16 protein-coding genes and 1 tRNA gene are annotated in these 18132 nt (G+C 52.8%); 7 read left to right on the top strand and 10 right to left on the bottom strand.

Annotation, left to right across the window (positions count from 1 at the left end; genetic code table 11):
• The first annotated feature begins 5 nt into the window (after positions 1–5).
• The 4 genes from ACEPPP_RS03955 (at position 6) to ACEPPP_RS03940 (ending at position 4780) form a co-directional block, all read left to right on the top strand.
• Positions 6–374, top strand: a complete 369-nt coding sequence (locus ACEPPP_RS03955) for a DUF5455 family protein (protein ID WP_374089751.1) — start codon at positions 6–8, stop codon at positions 372–374.
• A gap of 1 nt (position 375) precedes the next feature.
• Positions 376–1686: a zonular occludens toxin domain-containing protein gene (locus ACEPPP_RS03950; RefSeq protein WP_374089750.1), complete on the top strand. Its 1311-nt coding sequence runs from the start codon at positions 376–378 to the stop codon at positions 1684–1686.
• 581 nt (positions 1687–2267) lie between these two features.
• Positions 2268–3554 (top strand): hypothetical protein, encoded by a 1287-nt coding sequence (locus ACEPPP_RS03945; RefSeq protein ID WP_374089749.1) that lies wholly within the window; start codon positions 2268–2270, stop codon positions 3552–3554.
• 170 nt (positions 3555–3724) lie between these two features.
• Complete coding sequence (locus ACEPPP_RS03940; RefSeq protein ID WP_374089748.1) at positions 3725–4780, top strand: tyrosine-type recombinase/integrase; 1056 nt, start codon at positions 3725–3727, stop codon at positions 4778–4780.
• A 16-nt stretch (positions 4781–4796) separates the two neighbouring features.
• Here the strand turns inward: ACEPPP_RS03940 and ACEPPP_RS03935 are convergent.
• Positions 4797–4872, bottom strand: a tRNA-Thr gene (locus tag ACEPPP_RS03935).
• A 101-nt stretch (positions 4873–4973) separates the two neighbouring features.
• Positions 4974–5999 (bottom strand): hydrolase, encoded by a 1026-nt coding sequence (locus ACEPPP_RS03930; protein ID WP_374089747.1) that lies wholly within the window; start codon positions 5997–5999, stop codon positions 4974–4976.
• 165 nt (positions 6000–6164) lie between these two features.
• Between ACEPPP_RS03930 and ACEPPP_RS03925 the strand changes: the two genes are divergently transcribed.
• The 3 genes from ACEPPP_RS03925 (at position 6165) to ACEPPP_RS03915 (ending at position 7794) form a co-directional block, all read left to right on the top strand.
• Entirely contained in the window at positions 6165–6365 is a 201-nt protein-coding gene (locus ACEPPP_RS03925; RefSeq protein ID WP_374090883.1) for a hypothetical protein, read from the top strand.
• Complete coding sequence (locus ACEPPP_RS03920) at positions 6362–6562, top strand: hypothetical protein (RefSeq protein WP_374089746.1); 201 nt, start codon at positions 6362–6364, stop codon at positions 6560–6562. The genes ACEPPP_RS03925 and ACEPPP_RS03920 overlap by 4 nt, the downstream gene beginning before the upstream one ends.
• A 179-nt stretch (positions 6563–6741) precedes the next feature.
• Complete coding sequence (locus ACEPPP_RS03915; RefSeq protein WP_374089745.1) at positions 6742–7794, top strand: hypothetical protein; 1053 nt, start codon at positions 6742–6744, stop codon at positions 7792–7794.
• Between the two features lie 64 nt (positions 7795–7858).
• Here the strand turns inward: ACEPPP_RS03915 and gloB are convergent, their stop codons facing one another.
• From gloB to ACEPPP_RS03875, 8 genes are read right to left on the bottom strand one after another with little or no spacing between them, the layout of a single operon-like run.
• Entirely contained in the window at positions 7859–8623 is a 765-nt protein-coding gene (gloB, locus tag ACEPPP_RS03910; protein WP_374089744.1) for a hydroxyacylglutathione hydrolase, read from the bottom strand.
• A gap of 6 nt (positions 8624–8629) precedes the next feature.
• A complete protein-coding gene (gene dxs / locus ACEPPP_RS03905) occupies positions 8630–10492 on the bottom strand; it encodes a 1-deoxy-D-xylulose-5-phosphate synthase (protein ID WP_374089743.1) in 1863 nt (620 codons plus the stop codon).
• Position 10493: 1 nt separating this feature from the next.
• On the bottom strand, positions 10494–12149 hold the full coding sequence (locus tag ACEPPP_RS03900) for a copper resistance D family protein (protein ID WP_374089742.1): 1656 nt from the start codon (positions 12147–12149) through the stop codon (positions 10494–10496).
• Between the two features lie 16 nt (positions 12150–12165).
• Positions 12166–12522, bottom strand: coding sequence for a copper resistance protein CopC (locus ACEPPP_RS03895; RefSeq protein ID WP_374090882.1), 357 nt, complete (start codon positions 12520–12522; stop codon positions 12166–12168).
• A 12-nt stretch (positions 12523–12534) separates the two neighbouring features.
• Positions 12535–13926, bottom strand: coding sequence for an aspartate aminotransferase family protein (locus tag ACEPPP_RS03890; RefSeq protein ID WP_374089741.1), 1392 nt, complete (start codon positions 13924–13926; stop codon positions 12535–12537).
• 45 nt (positions 13927–13971) lie between these two features.
• Positions 13972–14727 carry a phosphorylase gene (locus ACEPPP_RS03885; protein ID WP_374089740.1) on the bottom strand — a complete coding sequence of 252 codons (756 nt, stop codon included), beginning with the start codon at positions 14725–14727 and terminating at the stop codon, positions 13972–13974.
• A complete protein-coding gene (shc, locus tag ACEPPP_RS03880; protein ID WP_374089739.1) occupies positions 14724–16679 on the bottom strand; it encodes a squalene--hopene cyclase in 1956 nt (651 codons plus the stop codon). Before shc ends, ACEPPP_RS03885 begins: the two co-directional genes overlap by 4 nt.
• A gap of 10 nt (positions 16680–16689) precedes the next feature.
• Positions 16690–17790 carry a phytoene/squalene synthase family protein gene (locus ACEPPP_RS03875; RefSeq protein WP_374089738.1) on the bottom strand — a complete coding sequence of 367 codons (1101 nt, stop codon included), beginning with the start codon at positions 17788–17790 and terminating at the stop codon, positions 16690–16692.
• Between the last annotated feature and the right edge of the window lie 342 nt (positions 17791–18132).

Below are 18132 nucleotides of genomic sequence, written 5' to 3'. Positions count from 1 at the left end.
CTTTTATGCGTTCTCTTTGGAATGCTTTTCGTGTTTTTTCTTTTGGTTTATTTGGTAAAGCGTCTGTTGAATTAATAGAAGCTTTAGCTAAGTTTTTTTATGAAAATGGTAAAAAATTCGGTTTCTTTTTGATTTATGCCGGTATTATTGCCTCTCTTACTGCTTCATATTTTCTTTTAGCTCATAACCTTATAGATGGTATTCATGAGACTGTTCCTCAACTTGTGCTTGATGTTTGGGGTTGGGTTATGCCTTATAATGCTATTCCTTGTTTTGTTGCTGTTTCAACTGCTCGTATTCTTAAATATACCTATTTGCGTAATAAAGAAATGATTAATAAGAAAATTAATATTCTTACTAATGCGGGTTCTTGATATGCCGGGTTGGATTATTCAAGGTGTTCGAGGTGAGGGCAAGTCTCTTTGTGCTGTCGGCAAGGCAAAAGAATACCTTTCTCGCGGCTGTCCGGTTGCAACTAATCTTGATTTGTATTTGGATAAGCTTTTGTATAAGACAAACGATACTGTGGCTTATCGTCTTCCCGATTGCCCTAGGGCTTTTGATTTTCATGCTTTGCCGCCTGCGTTTGATCCTAAATATAAAGGTGAGGATCGGAACGGTTTGATTATTCTTGATGAGCTTGCATTATGGATGAATTCAAGAAAGTGGAAAGATAGTGGAAGGCTTGAAATTATTGAATGGTTGTTGATTTCAAGAAAACTTCATTGGGATTTGATCTTGTTGTGTCAGGATCACGAAATTATTGATAATCAGCTCAAAACAACTTGTTGTGATTATCTTGTTCAGGCGTCTAGGACGGATAGACGAAAAATTCCCTTGATTGCTCCGGTTCTTGATTTTATCGGCGTTGATTCATTTCTCCCGAAGGTACATATATATGACGTTTACTATGGACTTTCTGGTCTTGATGCTCCTGTGGATCGATGGAAATTTGACGGTCGCGACCTTTATGCTGGGTATGATACCAATCAGTTATTTACTCCGGGCTTTGAGGTTATGGGTAAAGCGTCGGTCGATATGAGGGCGCTTTATACCTATTTACCGGCGTCATATCTTACTAAGCATGTTTATATCAATCGGCTTCAACAGCAAATTGACTCTATCAAGGAAGCCAAGCTTTTACCAAAATTCGAGGATTCATCTATGGCTATTCGTAAAAATACCGGCTCAGATGCGGCCAAAATGAAAATGATTTTCCTATTCTCTGTTCTTGTTTTTTCCGCTGCTTGGGCTTGGTGGCGTTTTGATAATCTGTCGAGCAAATCAACTACTGAGGTTGCTTCTAATCAATCGGGTTATAAGTTGCCTATGGTGCATGATAAGCCGGCTCCTGTTCAGTCTGCTTCGGTTTCTGAACCTTCGCAGCCCTTAACCGTTCCTGTTTCCAAAACCAATTTTGTGCAGATTCTCTTGGATTCCTATAAACCTCGTCTGGCCGCCTATCTTGAAAATAAGGATCGTGGTCTTTTCGGTATTATCGAATTTTATAACGGTGCTCAGCTTGTCGAGCGGCTATCTATTTCGGCGATTCGTAACATGGGTGTTGCTGTCATTCCCGATAAGCATGGCGTCGACATTATTACCAACTCCAAAATTTATGTTGTGACTGCTTGGCCCTTAACCGATAAGTCACAAGATGAAATAAAACAGATAGAAAAAATATAAAAAAAGCAATAACGCATAAAATATGCCATAAATATACTTTATAAATAACTGAAACATATACAAAAACAAAAAGTCAAGAAAAAATATATGCCGCAATAATTGCGTTAATTAAACACCGTTTTTTAGCGTCTCTTCTAAAATCGCGCTGCGAAAGATGCCGGCTGCCTGCCGGACGGCTTGCAGGTCGACATAAGCGGCGCTATCAAAATGAAGGAAGCGATAGCGTTATTTTTGTTGTATCCTGTGGATATGTGGGAAAGTGCCGGCCAATCGATAAAAAAGGGTGTGGATAACATCGTGCTGATAACAGGGAAGTTATCCACATGTTATCCATGCCCTTTTTTATCGATGCTCTGGCCGGTACTTTTCCACATATCCATAGGATCAACTTTAAAAAAAATATCCTACATTTTGCGCCGCTGTCGACCTGCAAGCCGTCCGGCAGGCAGCCGGCATCTGCAGCGCGATAACTTGGATCCACACGTTTAAAAACGGTGGGCAAACATTGAAAACCGGCGCTAACGTCCCTGTATCACGTTAGTAAGAGTAAATAAAACGAACCCCACTAAGGCTGATTAAAGATGAAACTATCAGAACGCTACTCTCCTGAATCCTTGTCCCAAGGAACTGAACCCGATGCGCGCGGGCTTATCTTTGCTAATAAATATGGTCTTACCGATCTTTCTGGTGTCAATATTGTCGGTGCTTCCGTCGATACGGCTCGTCAGCTCTTCTATGGAACTCCTAAGGCCGATCTTCTTCAACGTATTCAGCTATGGGAAGCCAATCGCGAGCAAATTGTTACCTTAACCGGCAATCCGCTATCAACAAAATGGCATTTTACCCGTATGGGCAAAGTCTCCGGCTATCGTTACAAGTTCCAAAACAATGAGGAAGGTCTTGTTATCCTGTTTGGTTCCTTCTATCACACTCTGGAATCTGAAGGCGATCACCTAAAAATTGAGCTTTCCCCACATTTCATTTCTCAACGTCCCGTCAAGTCTATATGGTCTGAACTTTTTGGCCGTGGCGGTCTGGCTCATGCTTTTTTGACTGATGCTAAGCCTAAAGGAATTGCCGTCCATCTTGCCTGCGATTATCAAGGCTTTGATCTTCCTGAAGACTTCATCTTCAAATTTTCGACCTATTCACGTACTTTTAAGGCCTATGATGGGCTTCATTCTGTCGATCTGTCTGATTTTACTGAGGCTGTCGCTACTTATGGATCAAAAAATCAGGCTAAAAACTACTTGATTGGTCAGCCACGCGCTATCCAGCTTTGCGCTTATGATAAGACTTGTGAAATGAAAAAATCTGATAAGGTCGATTACTTCACTCGCGAGTGGGGCTGGTATTCTCTGGGAAGCTATGACCCGAGTAAAACCGTTCGCCGTATCGAGGTTCGTGTCCATCAATCGATTATCCGTGAAATTGGTAATGGCCTAGGCGTTGAGCTTGAATCGTTTGAACAGGTCGAAAAGTACCTGACCGATATTTGGCGTTATGCGTTACGAAAAAACGTCCTGATGCTCGATAAAAAGCTTATCGATCCCTTCTGGCAACTTTTGCTTGAAGATGTTGAGTTCCTGGTTCCTGCTACAAACACAGTCATTACCAGAAAAAAAAAGCAAGCCGTCGATCCTATAGCGCGTAACGTTTCCTCTATCGTTGGAAACCTTGTCTCTCTGTGTGCTCGTCAACGCATGAATGCTAATCAAGTCTATACCCAGCTTCGCTTAATGGCTGTTTGGCCTATGATCGATGCTTACTATCGTTCGCGTGGTATCAATAAAACTGAATTTCTGCAATACCTTGAAAAAGCGTTAAGTCTTCGTCGCATCATCGGCTCAGCTACTCAGGCGGCTTAATATGAGTGATTATTGGGTATATCTGGCTAATACAGGTTAGACGCAAAGCCACTATTATCTAAAATGTGAGAAATGCGGTAACCGTGTAAAGCTGCATGGTGGAGCTAATACTGCTCTTCCGGTCTCGACGTTCTGTAAAAAATGCAATCGCAAAGAAACAAAATAATAGAATGTCTATAAAAAAAGAAAACGGTAAGTACAAGCTTGATATTCGGCCAAATGGCGCTAAAGGAAAGCGTATTATTCGGCTTTTTGACTCGAAGTCTCAGGCCCTTCAATATCAAAATCAACTTCTATCAGGTAAATTAGAGAATCAGGCCGATCAGGCCCCAGTTGATAATTTACGCCTTTCTGACCTCGTTGAAAAATGGTATAGCCTGCATGGTCGAAGTCTCAAGTCTGCTTTGGGTACAAAGAAACGTCTTTTGAAGCTGTCGGACACTTTGGGCAATCCTGTTGCTTCCTCTATCTCTCCTGATGTCATTGCGGATTATCGAAAGCTGCGCCTTGATGATGGTATCTCGCCGGCGACAATTAACCGTGAGGTCATCACATTAAAGGCTATGTTTCGTGAGCTTCACCGGCTTTCTGTGATCAATTACGAATCCCCTATCTTAAAAATTCGTAAGCTTCGGGTCACTAAAGTTGAACTTTCTTATTTGTCTGATGCCGATCTTATCGAGTTGTTTAAACAGGTCCGGCAAAGCAAAAACGAAAGCCTATGGTTTGTTGTTCAAATCTGCCTTATCACTGGTGCTCGATGGTCTGAAGCTAATGGGCTTCTTTTTTCCAACTGTTTCAATTCTGGTTTCTGCTTTAACGATACCAAAAACGGTGACTCTCGTTTCGTTCCGGTTGATCAAGAAAGTTATGAGTTAATTCGTGGCCGTCTTGCTCAAAAGCCTTTTTCTTCATGCTATTCTGCTTTCCGATCCGCAATGCAGCGAACTGGGTTAGTTATCCCTAAAGGTCAGCTTGCCCATATCCTCCGCCACACTTTTGCGAGTCATTTTGTAATGAATGGTGGTAATTTGGTTACCTTGCAAAAAATTCTAGGACACTCTAGTCTTGAAGTGACTATGAGATATGCACATCTTGCACCGGACTTTTTCAGACAGGCGATTGAACTGAACCCGATAACGAAAATGAAACAAAGTGGAAAGAAAATGGAAACTTTTAATCCTTCGGTAAAAAATTCCGCTGATCAAGAAAGCGCAAAGAATTGATTTAATAGGGGTTTTCTGGTGCCGATGATAGGAGTCGAACCTACGACCTTCGCATTACGAATGCGCTGCTCTACCAACTGAGCTACACCGGCTTGGAATGGGCTTTGAAGAGCTGCATATTAAATCATAGCTTGCGATTTTTTTTAAGCCCCTTCATGCAAAATTTGCATCGAGGAAGGCTTTCTTTGAAAAATTATGCAGCGTCAGCGCCGGACTGGGGGTGGCAAGACTTTATCTGCAGCATTAAGAACTCCGGAATTCTTTGTTCCAGCCAGTAACGGGGGCGGAAAGGGTAGGCGCCGGTTACGAAGCCCACGTGGCCGCCGCTTTGCGCGATTTCCAGATGCACGGCTGGCGACAGCTCATTAGCTTCGGGCAGCACTTCGACGGTCATGAAAGGATCGTCGGCCGCCTGGATGACCAGGGTCGGCACGGTGATCGATTTGAGAAACTGGCGGGAGCTTGAGCGTTGATAATAGTCGTGCACATCTCGGTAGCCGTGCAGTTTTGCGACCACGACATCATCGTATTGCCAAAATGAGTCGATGTCGGTGAGGCCACCGAGTTGCCTGATTTTTTCGGCCTCCGCCTCGATGCCGAGGGTTTCAAGGTGTTGCAGTTTCAAACGGACATAGTGCTTCAGTTCGTTGAGCAGGCTTTTGCGATAAATTTTCGAAAATCCGCGGTCGAGTTTGCTGGCGCAGATGCTCAGCACCAGCGGCACCGACACCGCGATCGCGGCAAACAGGCCAAGACGATCGCCCTGTTCACCGAGCCATTTCAGCAGCACATTGCCGCCCAGCGAAAAACCGATTGCGGCGATCGGTGTTTCCGGTTCGCGCTCGCGCAGGGTTCGATAGAGGAAATGAATGTCCTCGGTCTCCCCGGAGTGATAGCAGCGTGCCAAACGGTTCGATTCGCCGCTGCAGCCGCGGAAATTCAACGCGACCGTGCGCATCCCGAGTTTCGCCAACGTGTGCTGCAAGCCTTTGATGTAGCCGGATTCCGAACTGCCGGTCAAGCCGTGGAGCAAGATCACGATTGGCTGTCCGGTTTCGCCGCAGTGGTCGATATCGAGAAAATCGTTATCCGGCGTACTCAACCGCTCCCTGCGCAGCGCTGCGGGCGGCCGCGTATTGCGAAAGAAAGCCGGGAAGATCGTTTGCAGGTGGGCGTTTTTTAGCCACCAGGCCGGTTTGAATGTGCTCTGAATGATCATTGGAGCGAAATTGTATAGAGTTGTCGTCCGGATGCCGCACCATGAAGGCTTAATGCCACGGCATCGGTTTTATGCCTTTGGCAAAACAGTCGCGCGGCTTGCGCATTGCGGTTAAACTCTGCGATTAGGCATGTCTTTAAAGCAGCGAGGAGAGGACACATGTTGATGTTTCCCGATATTTTCCAGGTTTTCATTCTGGGACTCTTTATTTTTCTTCCGGTTTTATTGATCTACCGCAAAGCCGGTTTTCATCCGGGCTGGGCCGCGCTGGTATTTTTACCGGTTTTCGGCCTGTTGCTGGTTTTTATGCAGTTGGCGCTGATACCTTGGCCCAATCGTCGCAATGAACTGGAGCATAAACGATGACCTTGCTATTTTATATGCTGCTGCCGATCTATATCGGATTTTGTTTGTGGTTGGGTTATCGTATCCTTCAAAAAGCCGGTTTCGAAGGCTGGTGGACGGTGGTATTACTGATTCCGGTCGTCAATATCGCGATGATCTGGGTGTTTGCCTTCATGCATTGGCCGGCGCTGAAAGAGGACGTTAAACAGGACTTGTAAGCTGGGCTAGCCTGCTGGCGATCGCGTTCGGCAAGCGGCAGATTTCGGTTGCCCATGAAGCCAGCCGGCCGCTGAACGGCAGCATGTCACAAAACAGGACCGAACAATGCCGGCCGGATACGGCTGGAGCGTAAGGTGCTCTTTACCCGCGCAAGGGTTTAGCATATGATTACACTGATTTGCTCTTTAATTATTACAATAAAAGAAAAGGTAACTTTGATATGGCAAAAAATTTATTAGAACAGTTTCTTGATTTTGCAACAAGTAAACTGGCTGGCCCCATAGGTGATGATATTTACAGGAAGGAAGAAGTGGAAACAAATTCGGGATTGAGCGGCGTCGCAAGATATTTGGCTAAACAACAGCAAGCGTCCGCCGTGGCTCTGACCGGCGTCGCAAAATATCTGGCAAAACAGGAGCAAGCGGCGGCAGCGGCTAAGCCGGCGCCGGCGGCTGAAGCCGAGCCAGCAAGCAAGGCACCGATGTCGCGCGTTGAAAGATACCTTGCAAATCAGGCGGCGGCTAAGCCCGCAGCGGCGGCCGTTCAGGCGCCTGCGGCGCAAGAGCCAGCCGCACCATTGTCGCGTGTCGAAAAATATCTCGCGAGCCAAGCGGCTGCATCTAAGCCTGCGGTATCCGAACCCGCGGCAGCCGTTCAGCAACCAGCCGCGCCCCAGTCGCGGGTGGCAAAATACCTGGCCAGCCAGCAGGCGGCCTCTGCGCCGGCAACCGCCGAAAAAGCGGCTGAAGCACCGGTAGCCGCCGCTCAGGAAACTCAGGGGCAGGAGTCTGGCGTGCCGTTGTCGCGCGTGGCTAAATATCTTGCGGCAATAGGCAAAGAGTTCAAACCGGAGGCGGCAGCGCCGGCCGAATCCGCAGCAGCGCCAGCGGAAAAGGCCGCACCGAAGAAGGGCGCAAGCACACGCGTGAGCAAATATCTGGAAAGCCAAACTAAGGCAGTCGCCGAGTCGGCGGGTGCGGCTTCAGCGGCGCAAGCGGTTAAAGATCTCGGGAAAGTCGAAGTGGCTGCGGAAGAAGTGTCCGGCAACGTTATCCGGTTGGATGACGGCAAGCAGTGCCAGGCGAGCACCGCTAAGGGCACTCAATGCAAAAACAAGTCCAATTTGGGGCATATCCTGCTGAGCGTGAATGATAAAGACTATCAGTTCAGCGTTTGCACCCAGCATAACAACGAAAGCTTCAAACCTTTCGCTGAACTGTTGGAAGCTTAATTCCCGCTGACCGGTCCACGGTGCTGCCTGATAGAGGCAGCGCCGTGGCGTGACCGGCTCTCCTTTAAAACGTGTCCTTCAAACGCCGAACTTCGGCAAATATTTGAACGGGCGTCGCATCTCTCAAGCCTAGCGTTTTTTGCAGCGACGGGCTGTCTTCTCTGAAAAACGGATTGGTGGCGAGTTCCTCGCCGATCGTCGACGGCACGGTCGGCCGGTTGTCGGCACGAAGCTCTGCAACCCGCTGCATTTTTTCGGCTAACGCCTGATTGTCAGGCTCCACGGTCAAGGCGAAGCGGCCGTTGTTTTGCGTGTATTCGTGCGTGCAATAGATCCGCGTGTCGGTGGGCAAGGCTTTCAGACGTTGCAGCGACTGCCACAGTTGTTCGGCGGTGCCTTCGAACAGGCGGCCGCAGCCCATCACGAACAGGGTGTCGCCGCAGAACAGCACATGGTCGCCCGCGAAATGATAGACGACATGGCCGAGCGTATGGCCGGGCGTGAACAACACGTCGGCGCTATGCTCGCCGAGTCTTATCGTGTCGCCTTCGGCAACGCCGCGGTCGATGCCAGGTATCCGGTGGCGGTCGGCTAACGGCGCTATCACCTGGCAGCCGGTGTGTTGTTGCAGTTCCAGATTGCCGCCGACGTGATCCCAGTGGTGGTGGGTATTCAGAACATAGCTTAGCTTCCAGCCCCGGTTTGCCAAGACGTCCAGCACCGGCCGCGCCTCGGCCGGATCGACCGCCGCGGTGTCTTTCGACACCGGATCATGGATCAGATAGATATAATTGTCGGTCAGGACCGGTATCTGGATGATTTCGAGCATGGATCTTTAGGCGCTGAAGGCTTCGATGCTGGCCGCAATGCCTTGCGCATCCAGTCCGCAGATCGCGAGCAATTCCTCGCGCGTGCCCTGTTCGATGAAGGCATCGGGCAGGCCGAGATTCAAGACCGGCATCAGGATGCGCTGCGCTTGCAGGAATTGGTTCACCGCGCTACCGGCGCCGCCGGACAGTACGTTTTCTTCGATCGTGACCAGCATTTCGTGCGTTTCGGCCAGCTCCTGGATCAACGTCTCATCGAGCGGTTTGACGAAGCGCATGTTCACGACCGTCGCGCCGAACTGTTCGGCGGCTTTCAGGGCCGGCGCCACCATGCTGCCCCAGGCCAGAATCGCGATCCTGCTGCCCTGGCGGCGAATCTCGCCCTTGCCGATCGGCAGCGCGGTCATCATCTTTTGCACTTCGACGCCGGGTCCCTTGCCGCGCGGGTAGCGCACCGAGGCCGGGCCTTCGTGGATGAAGCCGGTATAGAGCATCTGCCGGCATTCGTTTTCGTCGGCCGGCGCCATGATCAGCAGGTTCGGGATGCAGCGCATGAAGCTGTAGTCGAAGCTGCCGGCATGGGTCGGGCCATCCGGGCCGACCAGACCTGCGCGGTCGAGCGCGAACAGGACGTCCAGGTTTTGAATCGCGACATCGTGAATCAGTTGGTCGTAGGCGCGTTGCAGGAAGGTCGAATAGATCGCGACGACCGGCTTGGCGCCCTGGCAGGCTTGGCCCGCGGCGAGCGTGACCGCATGCTGTTCGGCGATCGCGACGTCGAAATAGCGCTTCGGAAAGCGTTCGGAAAACTTGACCAGACCCGAGCCTTCGCGCATCGCCGGTGTGATGCCGAGGAGGCGCTCGTCCTGCTCGGCCATGTCGCAGAGCCAGTTGCCGAACACCTCGGTATAGGTCGGGTGTGGGGAGGGTGCCGATTTCGGCAGCGAATCCTTGGAAGGGTCGAAGGCCGGCACGCCATGGTAAGCGAGCGGGTCCTTCTCGGCCGGCGCATAGCCCTTGCCTTTCTTGGTCACGATGTGCAGCAGGCGCGGGCCGGGCATCGCCTTCAGGTTTTCGAGCGTAGACACCAACACGTCGATGTCGTGGCCGTCGATCGGGCCGATATAATTGAAGCCGAGCTCTTCGAACAGCGTTCCAGGCACCACCATGCCCTTGATATGTTCTTCGGTGCGGCGCGCGAGCTCCCAGACCGCCGGCATGCTGCTCAGCACCTTTTTGCTTTCTTCCCAGGCCGATACATACAGCCGGCTGGACAAGATCTTGGCCAGATAATTGTTCATCGCGCCGACATTTGGCGAGATCGACATCTCGTTGTCGTTCAGAATCACCAATAGGTTCGCATCAATGCTGCCCGCATGGTTCATTGCCTCATAGGCCATGCCGCCGGTGATGCTGCCGTCGCCGATGATCGCGACCATCTGTTTGTTTTCGCCTTTCTGGGCCGAGGCGATCGCCATGCCGAGGGCCGCGCTGATCGAGGTGCTCGAATGGCCGACGCCGAAGGCGTCATATTCGCTTTCGGTGCGCGACGGGAACGCCGCGATGCCGCCGTGCGTACGGATCGTGGTCATGCGTCCCTTGCGGCCGGTCAGAATCTTGTGCGGATAGGCCTGATGGCCGACATCCCAGACCAACTGATCCTCCGGGGTATTGAACACATAGTGCAGGGCGACGGTCAATTCGACCGTGCCCAGTCCTGCCGAGAAATGGCCGCCGGAGACGCTGACGGTATGGGTCAGATAATCGCGCAGTTCCTTCGCGAGCGGCTTCAGCTGGTCCTTGCTCAGTTTGCGCAGGTCCGCGGGCAGATTGATCTGATCGAGCAACGGGAATTCGGTGGTGAGTTTCATATTAGTACAGGGGTTCGCGATAGAACATCAGAATAAGCCCCATTTGAAACAGAGCCGCAACGGAAATAAAGCCGGCAATCTCCTTGCCGGGTTTGTCGAGTTTCAATTCGAGCCAGCGGCCGGAGGCGAGAATCAGGGCAAAAACGCCCATCGCCGTATGGCCGACCTGAATCAGAAAAGCGCTCTTGGCCTGAAAGCCGACATGAGAATGGGTCAGCAGCATCAAGCCGCCGAAGGCTGCCAGGACCGGGAACACCAGCGGCAGGCGGGTATTTTCCTGGCCTTCCATACGGGCTCTGATTTCGATCACGCCGAGCACGAAGACCAAGAGTGTCGCGATCCGGTGCTGCAAGACTTCGCCGTTGTTGAACGTGCTTTCCCAGAAACCGATCGGCCCCAAGGGCCAGGTTTCCGCATCGCTGCGGAAAAACAGAAAAATGCCGAGCAGCACGAAACCGATCGGCCAGAACTTGATCAGCGCAAAAAAGCGATCGAGGGAAGCGGCCGGCGATTTCAGATAGGACAGCATCGCGAAGAAGCTCATCGAGGTCAGGAAAATGCCCGCGATGTTATGGTTATAATTCGACCATTCGGTCGCCGCGATCGAAGGCACCTGGCCGATGATCGCGACGCGGCCGGCTTCGCCCGCGATAAGCGCGGTATGGGTCGGCGAGGTGGTTTGCGGTATTTGCGGATGGAAGGTGTTCAACACTTCCTGCCAGGTCGCGGTCAAGCTCGGAATGTCGATCGCCGGCGGCTGGGACGCAAGACTGGCGGCGGTAAACAGCAGCGTGATCAAGATGAAAGTTTCGGCTTCGATGTAATAGGGCACGCTGCGAGTCAGGCGGGTCACATCGCCGCTGATGCCGTAGGCGAGCACCGCGCTGCGGTTCAACCAGGCAAAGCCCAAGGCGAGCGACAGCAGCGCGCACTTGACCATCAACAGATTGCCATAGCCGGTGCCGACCAGGCCGTTCCAGGTCGTGATGTATTGCAGCGCAATCGGCGTACCCGAGATCAGCAGCAAGCTGACCGAGGCGATGCCGAAGATCGAAAAGCGCTTCAGTAAAAACGGCCACAAATTGGCCTGAATCTGCTCGCGGTATTTTAGCAGCCAGACATTCACCAACTGCAAGACACCGCCGATCCAGGCCGCGGCGGCCAGTTGGTGCGCGACGGTCAACGCCATCAGCATCGCTTTATTATCGAAGCGTCCGGCCGCATGCACGAGCCAGGCGCCGGAAATGATCATCGGCAAGGCGACGATACTTGCGGTGATCCAGTGTGTTTTCGAATCGGCATGCTGATGCAATACCTGCCGGCAATAGCAGGCCAGCGCCAAGGCCAGCACGGTGCGAATCACGCCGCCGATGAACTGGGTCGTCTCGGCAAACTCCGGAAACGGCCAGCGTTCGAGCACCGCGGTCATCAGCCAGATCTTCAGGATGATCTTGAACAACTGCGCGCCCGCCAGATAAAAGCCGCCTTTGTATAACAAGGTGGTCGTTCTGTGCAGCAGCGCCGCATTGTATCCGTGTTGCTGTTCCCAGGGACGCAAAACAAAAAGTCCCCAGAACAGGCTTCCGACCGTGAGACAAAAACAAATGAGATCGAAACCGCCAATCAGGGAGTCGAGAAAATCCGCTATACCCGCCATAAAATCAAAAACTTATTTATTGTGCTACAGAAAAATGGATCACGTCTTCGGTCAAATGGCCGTCGGCGGCAAAGACCTTGAATTTGATCGCGTAATCGCCGGGCGTTAACGCCGGCACTTCGACGATGAGCTGGCCTTGTTTCTCGCCGGCACCGATCTTCAGCATGTCGTGCTTATCGCCTTTGCTCACCAGAAAGACCTGCGACAAGCCGATCTCGACTTGCGAGTTGAAGGTCATTACGACCTTGTCGGGCTGATTCGCGCGGATCGGCTGCATTTTCAGCGAATAGTCGGTCACCACCGCATGCGCGGCGGCCGGATGGACCTGCATCAACGTCAGGGTTATTAAACACAATTTTAATAATGTTTTCATCATTCAATTCACTCAGTTTCCGGTTTTGCCTTTCAGCGCATGGCTGGCCAGATTTTTGCCCAAGTCCCAGATTGCGCCGGAGATTTGATGGGTATCGGAGATCGTCTTGTCGAACGAAGTAATGATATGGTCGCGGTCTTTCTGAGTCAGGTTCAACGGCGGCAGCAGTTTGACCACGTTCATGCCGTGGCCGGCCACCTGCGTCAGAATCCGGTGTTCCTTGAACAGCGGGATCGTGATCATCTGACAGAACAGGCCCTTGTTTGCCGCTTCGAGCATCGCCCAGGCCGCCTTCAGCGTCAGGCTTTTCGGGGCGTGGAATTCGATCGCGATCATCATGCCCTTGCCGCGCGCTTCCTTCAGGAATTCGTATTTCGAGGCCATCGCATTCAGTGTGGCGATGATCTCGTCGCCGACCTTCGCGCTGTTTTCGACCAGGTTTTCTTCCCGCATCACATGCAGGGTCGCAAGGCCTGCGGACATCGCCATGTTGTTCTTCGAGAACGTCGAGCCGTGCACGACCGCGCGGTCCATCCGGTTATAGACGCTGTCCATGATCTTGGCGGTCATCGCGACACCGCCGACCGGCACGAAGCCGCCGGACAGGGCCTTCGCCATGCAGATCATGTCCGGCTGCACGTTCCAGTGTTCTATCGCCCAGAACTTGCCGGTCCGGCCGAGGCCGGTCTGCACTTCGTCGGCGACGAACAGGGTGCCATATTTTTTGCAGAGTTTTTCGACTTCGGGCAGGTAATCGTCGTCCGGGAGGTTCACGCCCTTGCCCTGGATCGGTTCGACGATGAAGGCGGCGACATCCTTGTTGCTCAAGGCTTTTTCGAGAGCGGTAAGATCATTGAACGGCACCGCGCTGCAGCCCGGCAACAGCGGGCCGAAGCCTTCGCGGAAGATCGGTTCGCCGTTCAGCGACAGGGAGCCCATCGTCAGGCCGTGGTAGGCATGTTCGCAGAACACGATTTTTTCGCGCTTGGTCGTGTAGCGGGCGAATTTGATGGCCGCCTCGACCGCTTCGGTGCCGGAGTTGCAGAAAAACATCTTGGTCAGATTGTTCGGCGTGGTCTTCAGGATTTCCTGCGCCAACAGGCCGCTCAAGACCGATACGTCCAGTTGCACCAGATTCGGCAATTCCAGGGTCAGGGTCTCATGCAGCGCGCTGATCACGGTCGGATGATTGCGGCCGATCGCGAAGACACCGAAGCCGCTCAACAGGTCCAGATATTCGTGACCCTGTTGATCATAAAGATACTGGCCGACCGCGCGTTGGTAGTGGCGGTCATAGCCGATCGTCTTCAATACCCGAACCATCTGGTTGTTCAGAAACTGTTCGTGCAGATCGAATTTGTCGGTGCTGTGTTGAGCAAATAGCTCGGCGATGCTGAATGACATATAGGAACGGTCTTTCGTTGGTAAGTGTTGGGTGAAAAAAGCCGGTCAAGAAGCTTGCCGGTCGGCCGGCGGGCAATTGAATTCGGCGATCGATTCGAGTCGGCCGGCGACCCGTTTCAAGGTCTGCTTGGCCCTGTTGAAATAGATGCCGAGTCTTATCAGGTCCGGCAGTTGCGCAGGGTGTAGGGCCAGATACTGTAATAATTTTCCGATGGACACCTCGCCGTCGGCATTGGTCGCATAAGCGACTGCTTCCGGTAAACCCATGTCGGCCGGGTCGGCGATCGCGCGGATCGCCAGAAAAGGCAGGCCGTGCTGTTGCGCTACCTTTGCGACCGCATTGCTTTCCATGTCGAGCGCCAGCGCCTGGGTAAACGAATGCAACTGCTTTTTGGCTTTGCCCGAGGTCACCACGGTGGTGCTTTCGGTCAGCAGGCCGGTATGTAAAACGGCTTGCCCCCGGTTGCCGGCCAAGGTGCCGCTCAGTACAGACAGGGTGTGTTCGAGCCAGTCGGCGTTGGCTGTGATTTCTTCGTTACCGGCATCGAGAAGACGGTCCGCCAACGTCAGATCGCCCGCCTGCAAAGACGGGTCGAGCGCCGCGGCGCAGCCCCAACTGATCAATTGGGACGCGCCTTTCGCGATCAACAGATCGGCCGCGGCGGCCGCGTTGGCCGGCCCCATGCCCGCACAGGCAACCAGAATCTTGTCGCCGATAAACACGCAATGACCTTTGTCAATGCGCTTGGATGTCAGCGTGACAATCTCTTCGGGCAGGGCGACAACGATACCGGTGATCACGGCTTCGCTATTTCGTTACGGTAACGCGCCAGTGCCCACAGCGGGAAGAACTTGTCGTAACCGTGATATTTCAGATAGAACACGCGCGGGAAGCCGGGCGCGGTGAAGCATTTGTCGTTCCAGAAGCCGTCGCCCTGCTGCTTGTGCAGCAGGAAGTCGATGCCGGCTTTGACTTCCGGGCTCTTCGTTTCGCCGGCCGCGATCAGCGCGAGCACCGCCCAGGCGGTCTGGAACGCGGTGCTGAAGCGGTATTTGCCGCTGAAGTCGGTATCGTGGTAGCTGAAGTTATCCTCGCCCCAGCCGCCGTCTTCGCGCTGCACGCTTTTCAGCCATTTGACGGCTTTCCGGTACATCGGGTCGTCTTTCGGCAATCCGGTTTGCTCAAGACCCAAGAGTACCGACCAGGTACCGTAAATGTAGTTGGTGCCCCAGCGGCCGAACCAGGAACCGTCGGTCTCCTGTTCGCGGCGTAAATATTCTATCGTGCGTTCGAGCGCCGGAAGATATTCCTTGTGTTCATTCGCGACTTTGGCCATCAGCATCGCACAGCGCGCGCTGACATCGGCGGTCGGCGGATCGAGCAGGGCGCCGTGATCGGCGAACGGAATCTCGTTCAGATAGTAATGGGTATTATCGACATCGAATGCGCCGTAGCCGCCGTTTTTCGACTGCATGCCCTCGATCCATCGGGTCGCGCGTTGCACCGGTTCTTCCAGGCCGGGCAGATCGGAATCGGCCATCGCGAAGGCGACCACCGCGGTATCGTCAACATCGGGATAATGCGGATTGTTGAACTGGAACGCCCAGCCGCCGCCCGGCAAGTCCGGCTTCGATATCCGCCAGTCGCCCGGCTCGTCTTTCAATTGTTTGCTTTTGAGCCAGTCATAGGCGAGGGCCAGGCTGGCGCGGTTGCCATCCCGGTCCGCTTCCTGCAAGGCCAATGAGGCCAGACCGGTATCCCAAACCGGCGACAGGCACGGTTGGCAGTAGGCGTCGTCTTCGTTGATCACCAGCAGCTTGTCGATCGATTGGCGTGCGATTACCACATTCGGATGATCTTCCGGCATGCCGAGCAGCAGCATCGATTCATAGGCATTGACCATCGCCGGGAAGATGCCGCCGAGTCCGTCTTCGCCGTTCAGGCGCTCGGTAAACCAGGTCAGCGCCTTGTCGATCGCGCGGGCGTGCATTTTTTTCGGAATCAGGGGCGCGGTCAGGCGACCCAATTTGTCCAGGCCCAGAAAGACCTTGTTCAACAGCGTTCTTTCCGGGAAATAATGCTGTTCCAGGTCGGGATGTACGGTGAACAATTCGAGCACGCTGACCTTGTGCGGGTTCTTCGCCTTCGCCTGCATGCTGCACAGGATGAATAAAGGCACCATCACGGTGCGAGACCAGTAGGAGACCTTGTCCAGATGGAATGGAAACCATTTCGGGAACAGCATGATTTCGACCGGGATATAAGGCACGCCGCGCCATGGCAGCTGCTCGAAAGTCGCCAAGGCAATCCGGGTGAAGACGTTCGCTTTTGCGGCGCCGCCCTGGTTCAAAATCCACTCGCGCAATTGCTTCATGTGGGGCGCGTCGATGTCGTCGCCGGCCATCTTCAGCGCGTAATAAACCTTCACGCTGCAGCTGATGTCGCCGGGGCCGCCGGTAAACAAGGGATAACTGCCGTCTTCGGACTGGCGCGAACGCAGATAGTTGGCGATCTTGTTTTGCAGGGCCACATCGATGTCGTCGATGAAATGCATCATCATGATGTATTCGGCCGGTATCGTGCAGTCGGCTTCGAGTTCGAAAACCCAGAAGCCGGTCTTGTCTTGCAGTTTGATTAGGCTGTCCTGGGCTCTTTTGATCGCTCGATCGAGATCGTAGGCATGAGATTGTATCGGTGTCGATGAACTAGGAGCATCGCCGGTATTTATCTGTGTGGCAGCATCGGTAAACATGGGGGTGTCCTTAATGATTTAATTGAGCTAATTCAGTTTGTTCGCTGTACTGCCAGTCGGGGGTTTTGAGTTCCCGTCCGGCGATATGGAAAAGCAGTCCGAGCAAGAGATTGCTGCGTACGGTCAATTTGGTCGCGACAATCGTCGCCTTCACGCTTTTCCTGGAAATCTTGACTTGTTCGGAGCGGTCGAAATCGAGGTGGTGCTTGATCTTTTTCAGTGTCAGCACCGCCATGCCGAGCGCCCACAGGCAAAAGTTTCTGAGACCGGACTCATGCGGCGGCAGCAATTGGGTGTAACGCAAGGCATTGTGCAGATGGCCATGCGCGATGCCGATCAGGTGTGTCAAACCCTTCTTATAGTTCGGGTCGTTCGCATCCGGAGCCCGGTTCTTCAGGTCGAAACCGGCTTCGCGGAAAATGTCCTGCGGCAGCCAGCAGACGCCGCGTTCCGCATCGTCCCAGATGTCTTTCAAAATGTTGGTCATTTGCAGTCCTTGGCCAAAAGAGACCGACAAGCGCAGAAGCTCGTCTCTGTGTTCTGCGATTGCCGGCGAGTAATGGCAAAAGAGTTTGGCCAGCATTTCGCCGACGCAGCCGGCGACGTAATAACAGTATTTGTCGAGGTCTGCGAGCGTGGCCAGTCCATGTTGCAGATTTTGCGACTGGAACGCGGACATGCCTTCGGCCATCGTCGCGACGCAGTCGGCCAGCGCGTCGATCTGTTCCTGATCGAACGAATGCGTGATCTCGATCACGCGCGGCATCACATGAATCAGGGTGTGCTCGGCGGGCAGCGTCTTATCGGACAGCAAGGGCGCCAATTCGGCCGCAAACGGCTCGGAATTGAGTCCGGTTTTGACCACGTCGATAAATTCGGAACAAAAGTAGCTTTTTTGTTCCGCCGTCAGCGACACCTCGTCTTCGATCGTATCGACGATACGGCACAACAAATAGGCGTTGGCGACCGGGCCATACAGTGGGGCCGGCAACTGCGGAATCGTCAGCGCAAAGGTTCTCGAAACCCCCTTAAGCAGCTCCGTCTGAAAGGCGTCGTCAGGCAATTTGCTTAGTGATTTAGGGTCGTTCAAAAAATTTCGATCTTTATTCATAAGCGGTAATCCATTGGCCCAGTAAATGAGTACTTCTGTTCATTGATCGCAATGATAGCCTGTTTGTTGGCAATTTGCAAAGTAATGTTGTTTTGTTGCCAACATGTTCACTTCGGTATTTGGTAAAGTTTAATAAAACAAGTATAAACAAGGTGTTGCGATGCAGGTTCGAGGTGGGGGTGGGTGAATGGCGATGGCGAAACCGTGGCGGAATTCAGGAATTTTGTTGTTAAAACTGGAGTCGTTTGAAAAAAAAGAGTATTCTAGTCACCAAAATGAAACAGACGGACGCTAAAAGCGTCTGTTTTTTGCGTTATTTTACTCGAAAACAGCGGCGTTGGC

The organism is Methylomicrobium lacus (assembly GCF_041897535.1).
GTDB lineage: Bacteria > Pseudomonadota > Gammaproteobacteria > Methylococcales > Methylomonadaceae > Methylomicrobium > Methylomicrobium lacus_A.
Note: the sequence above shows the minus strand (reverse complement) of the source record. Positions and strands in the feature narration are given on the sequence as shown.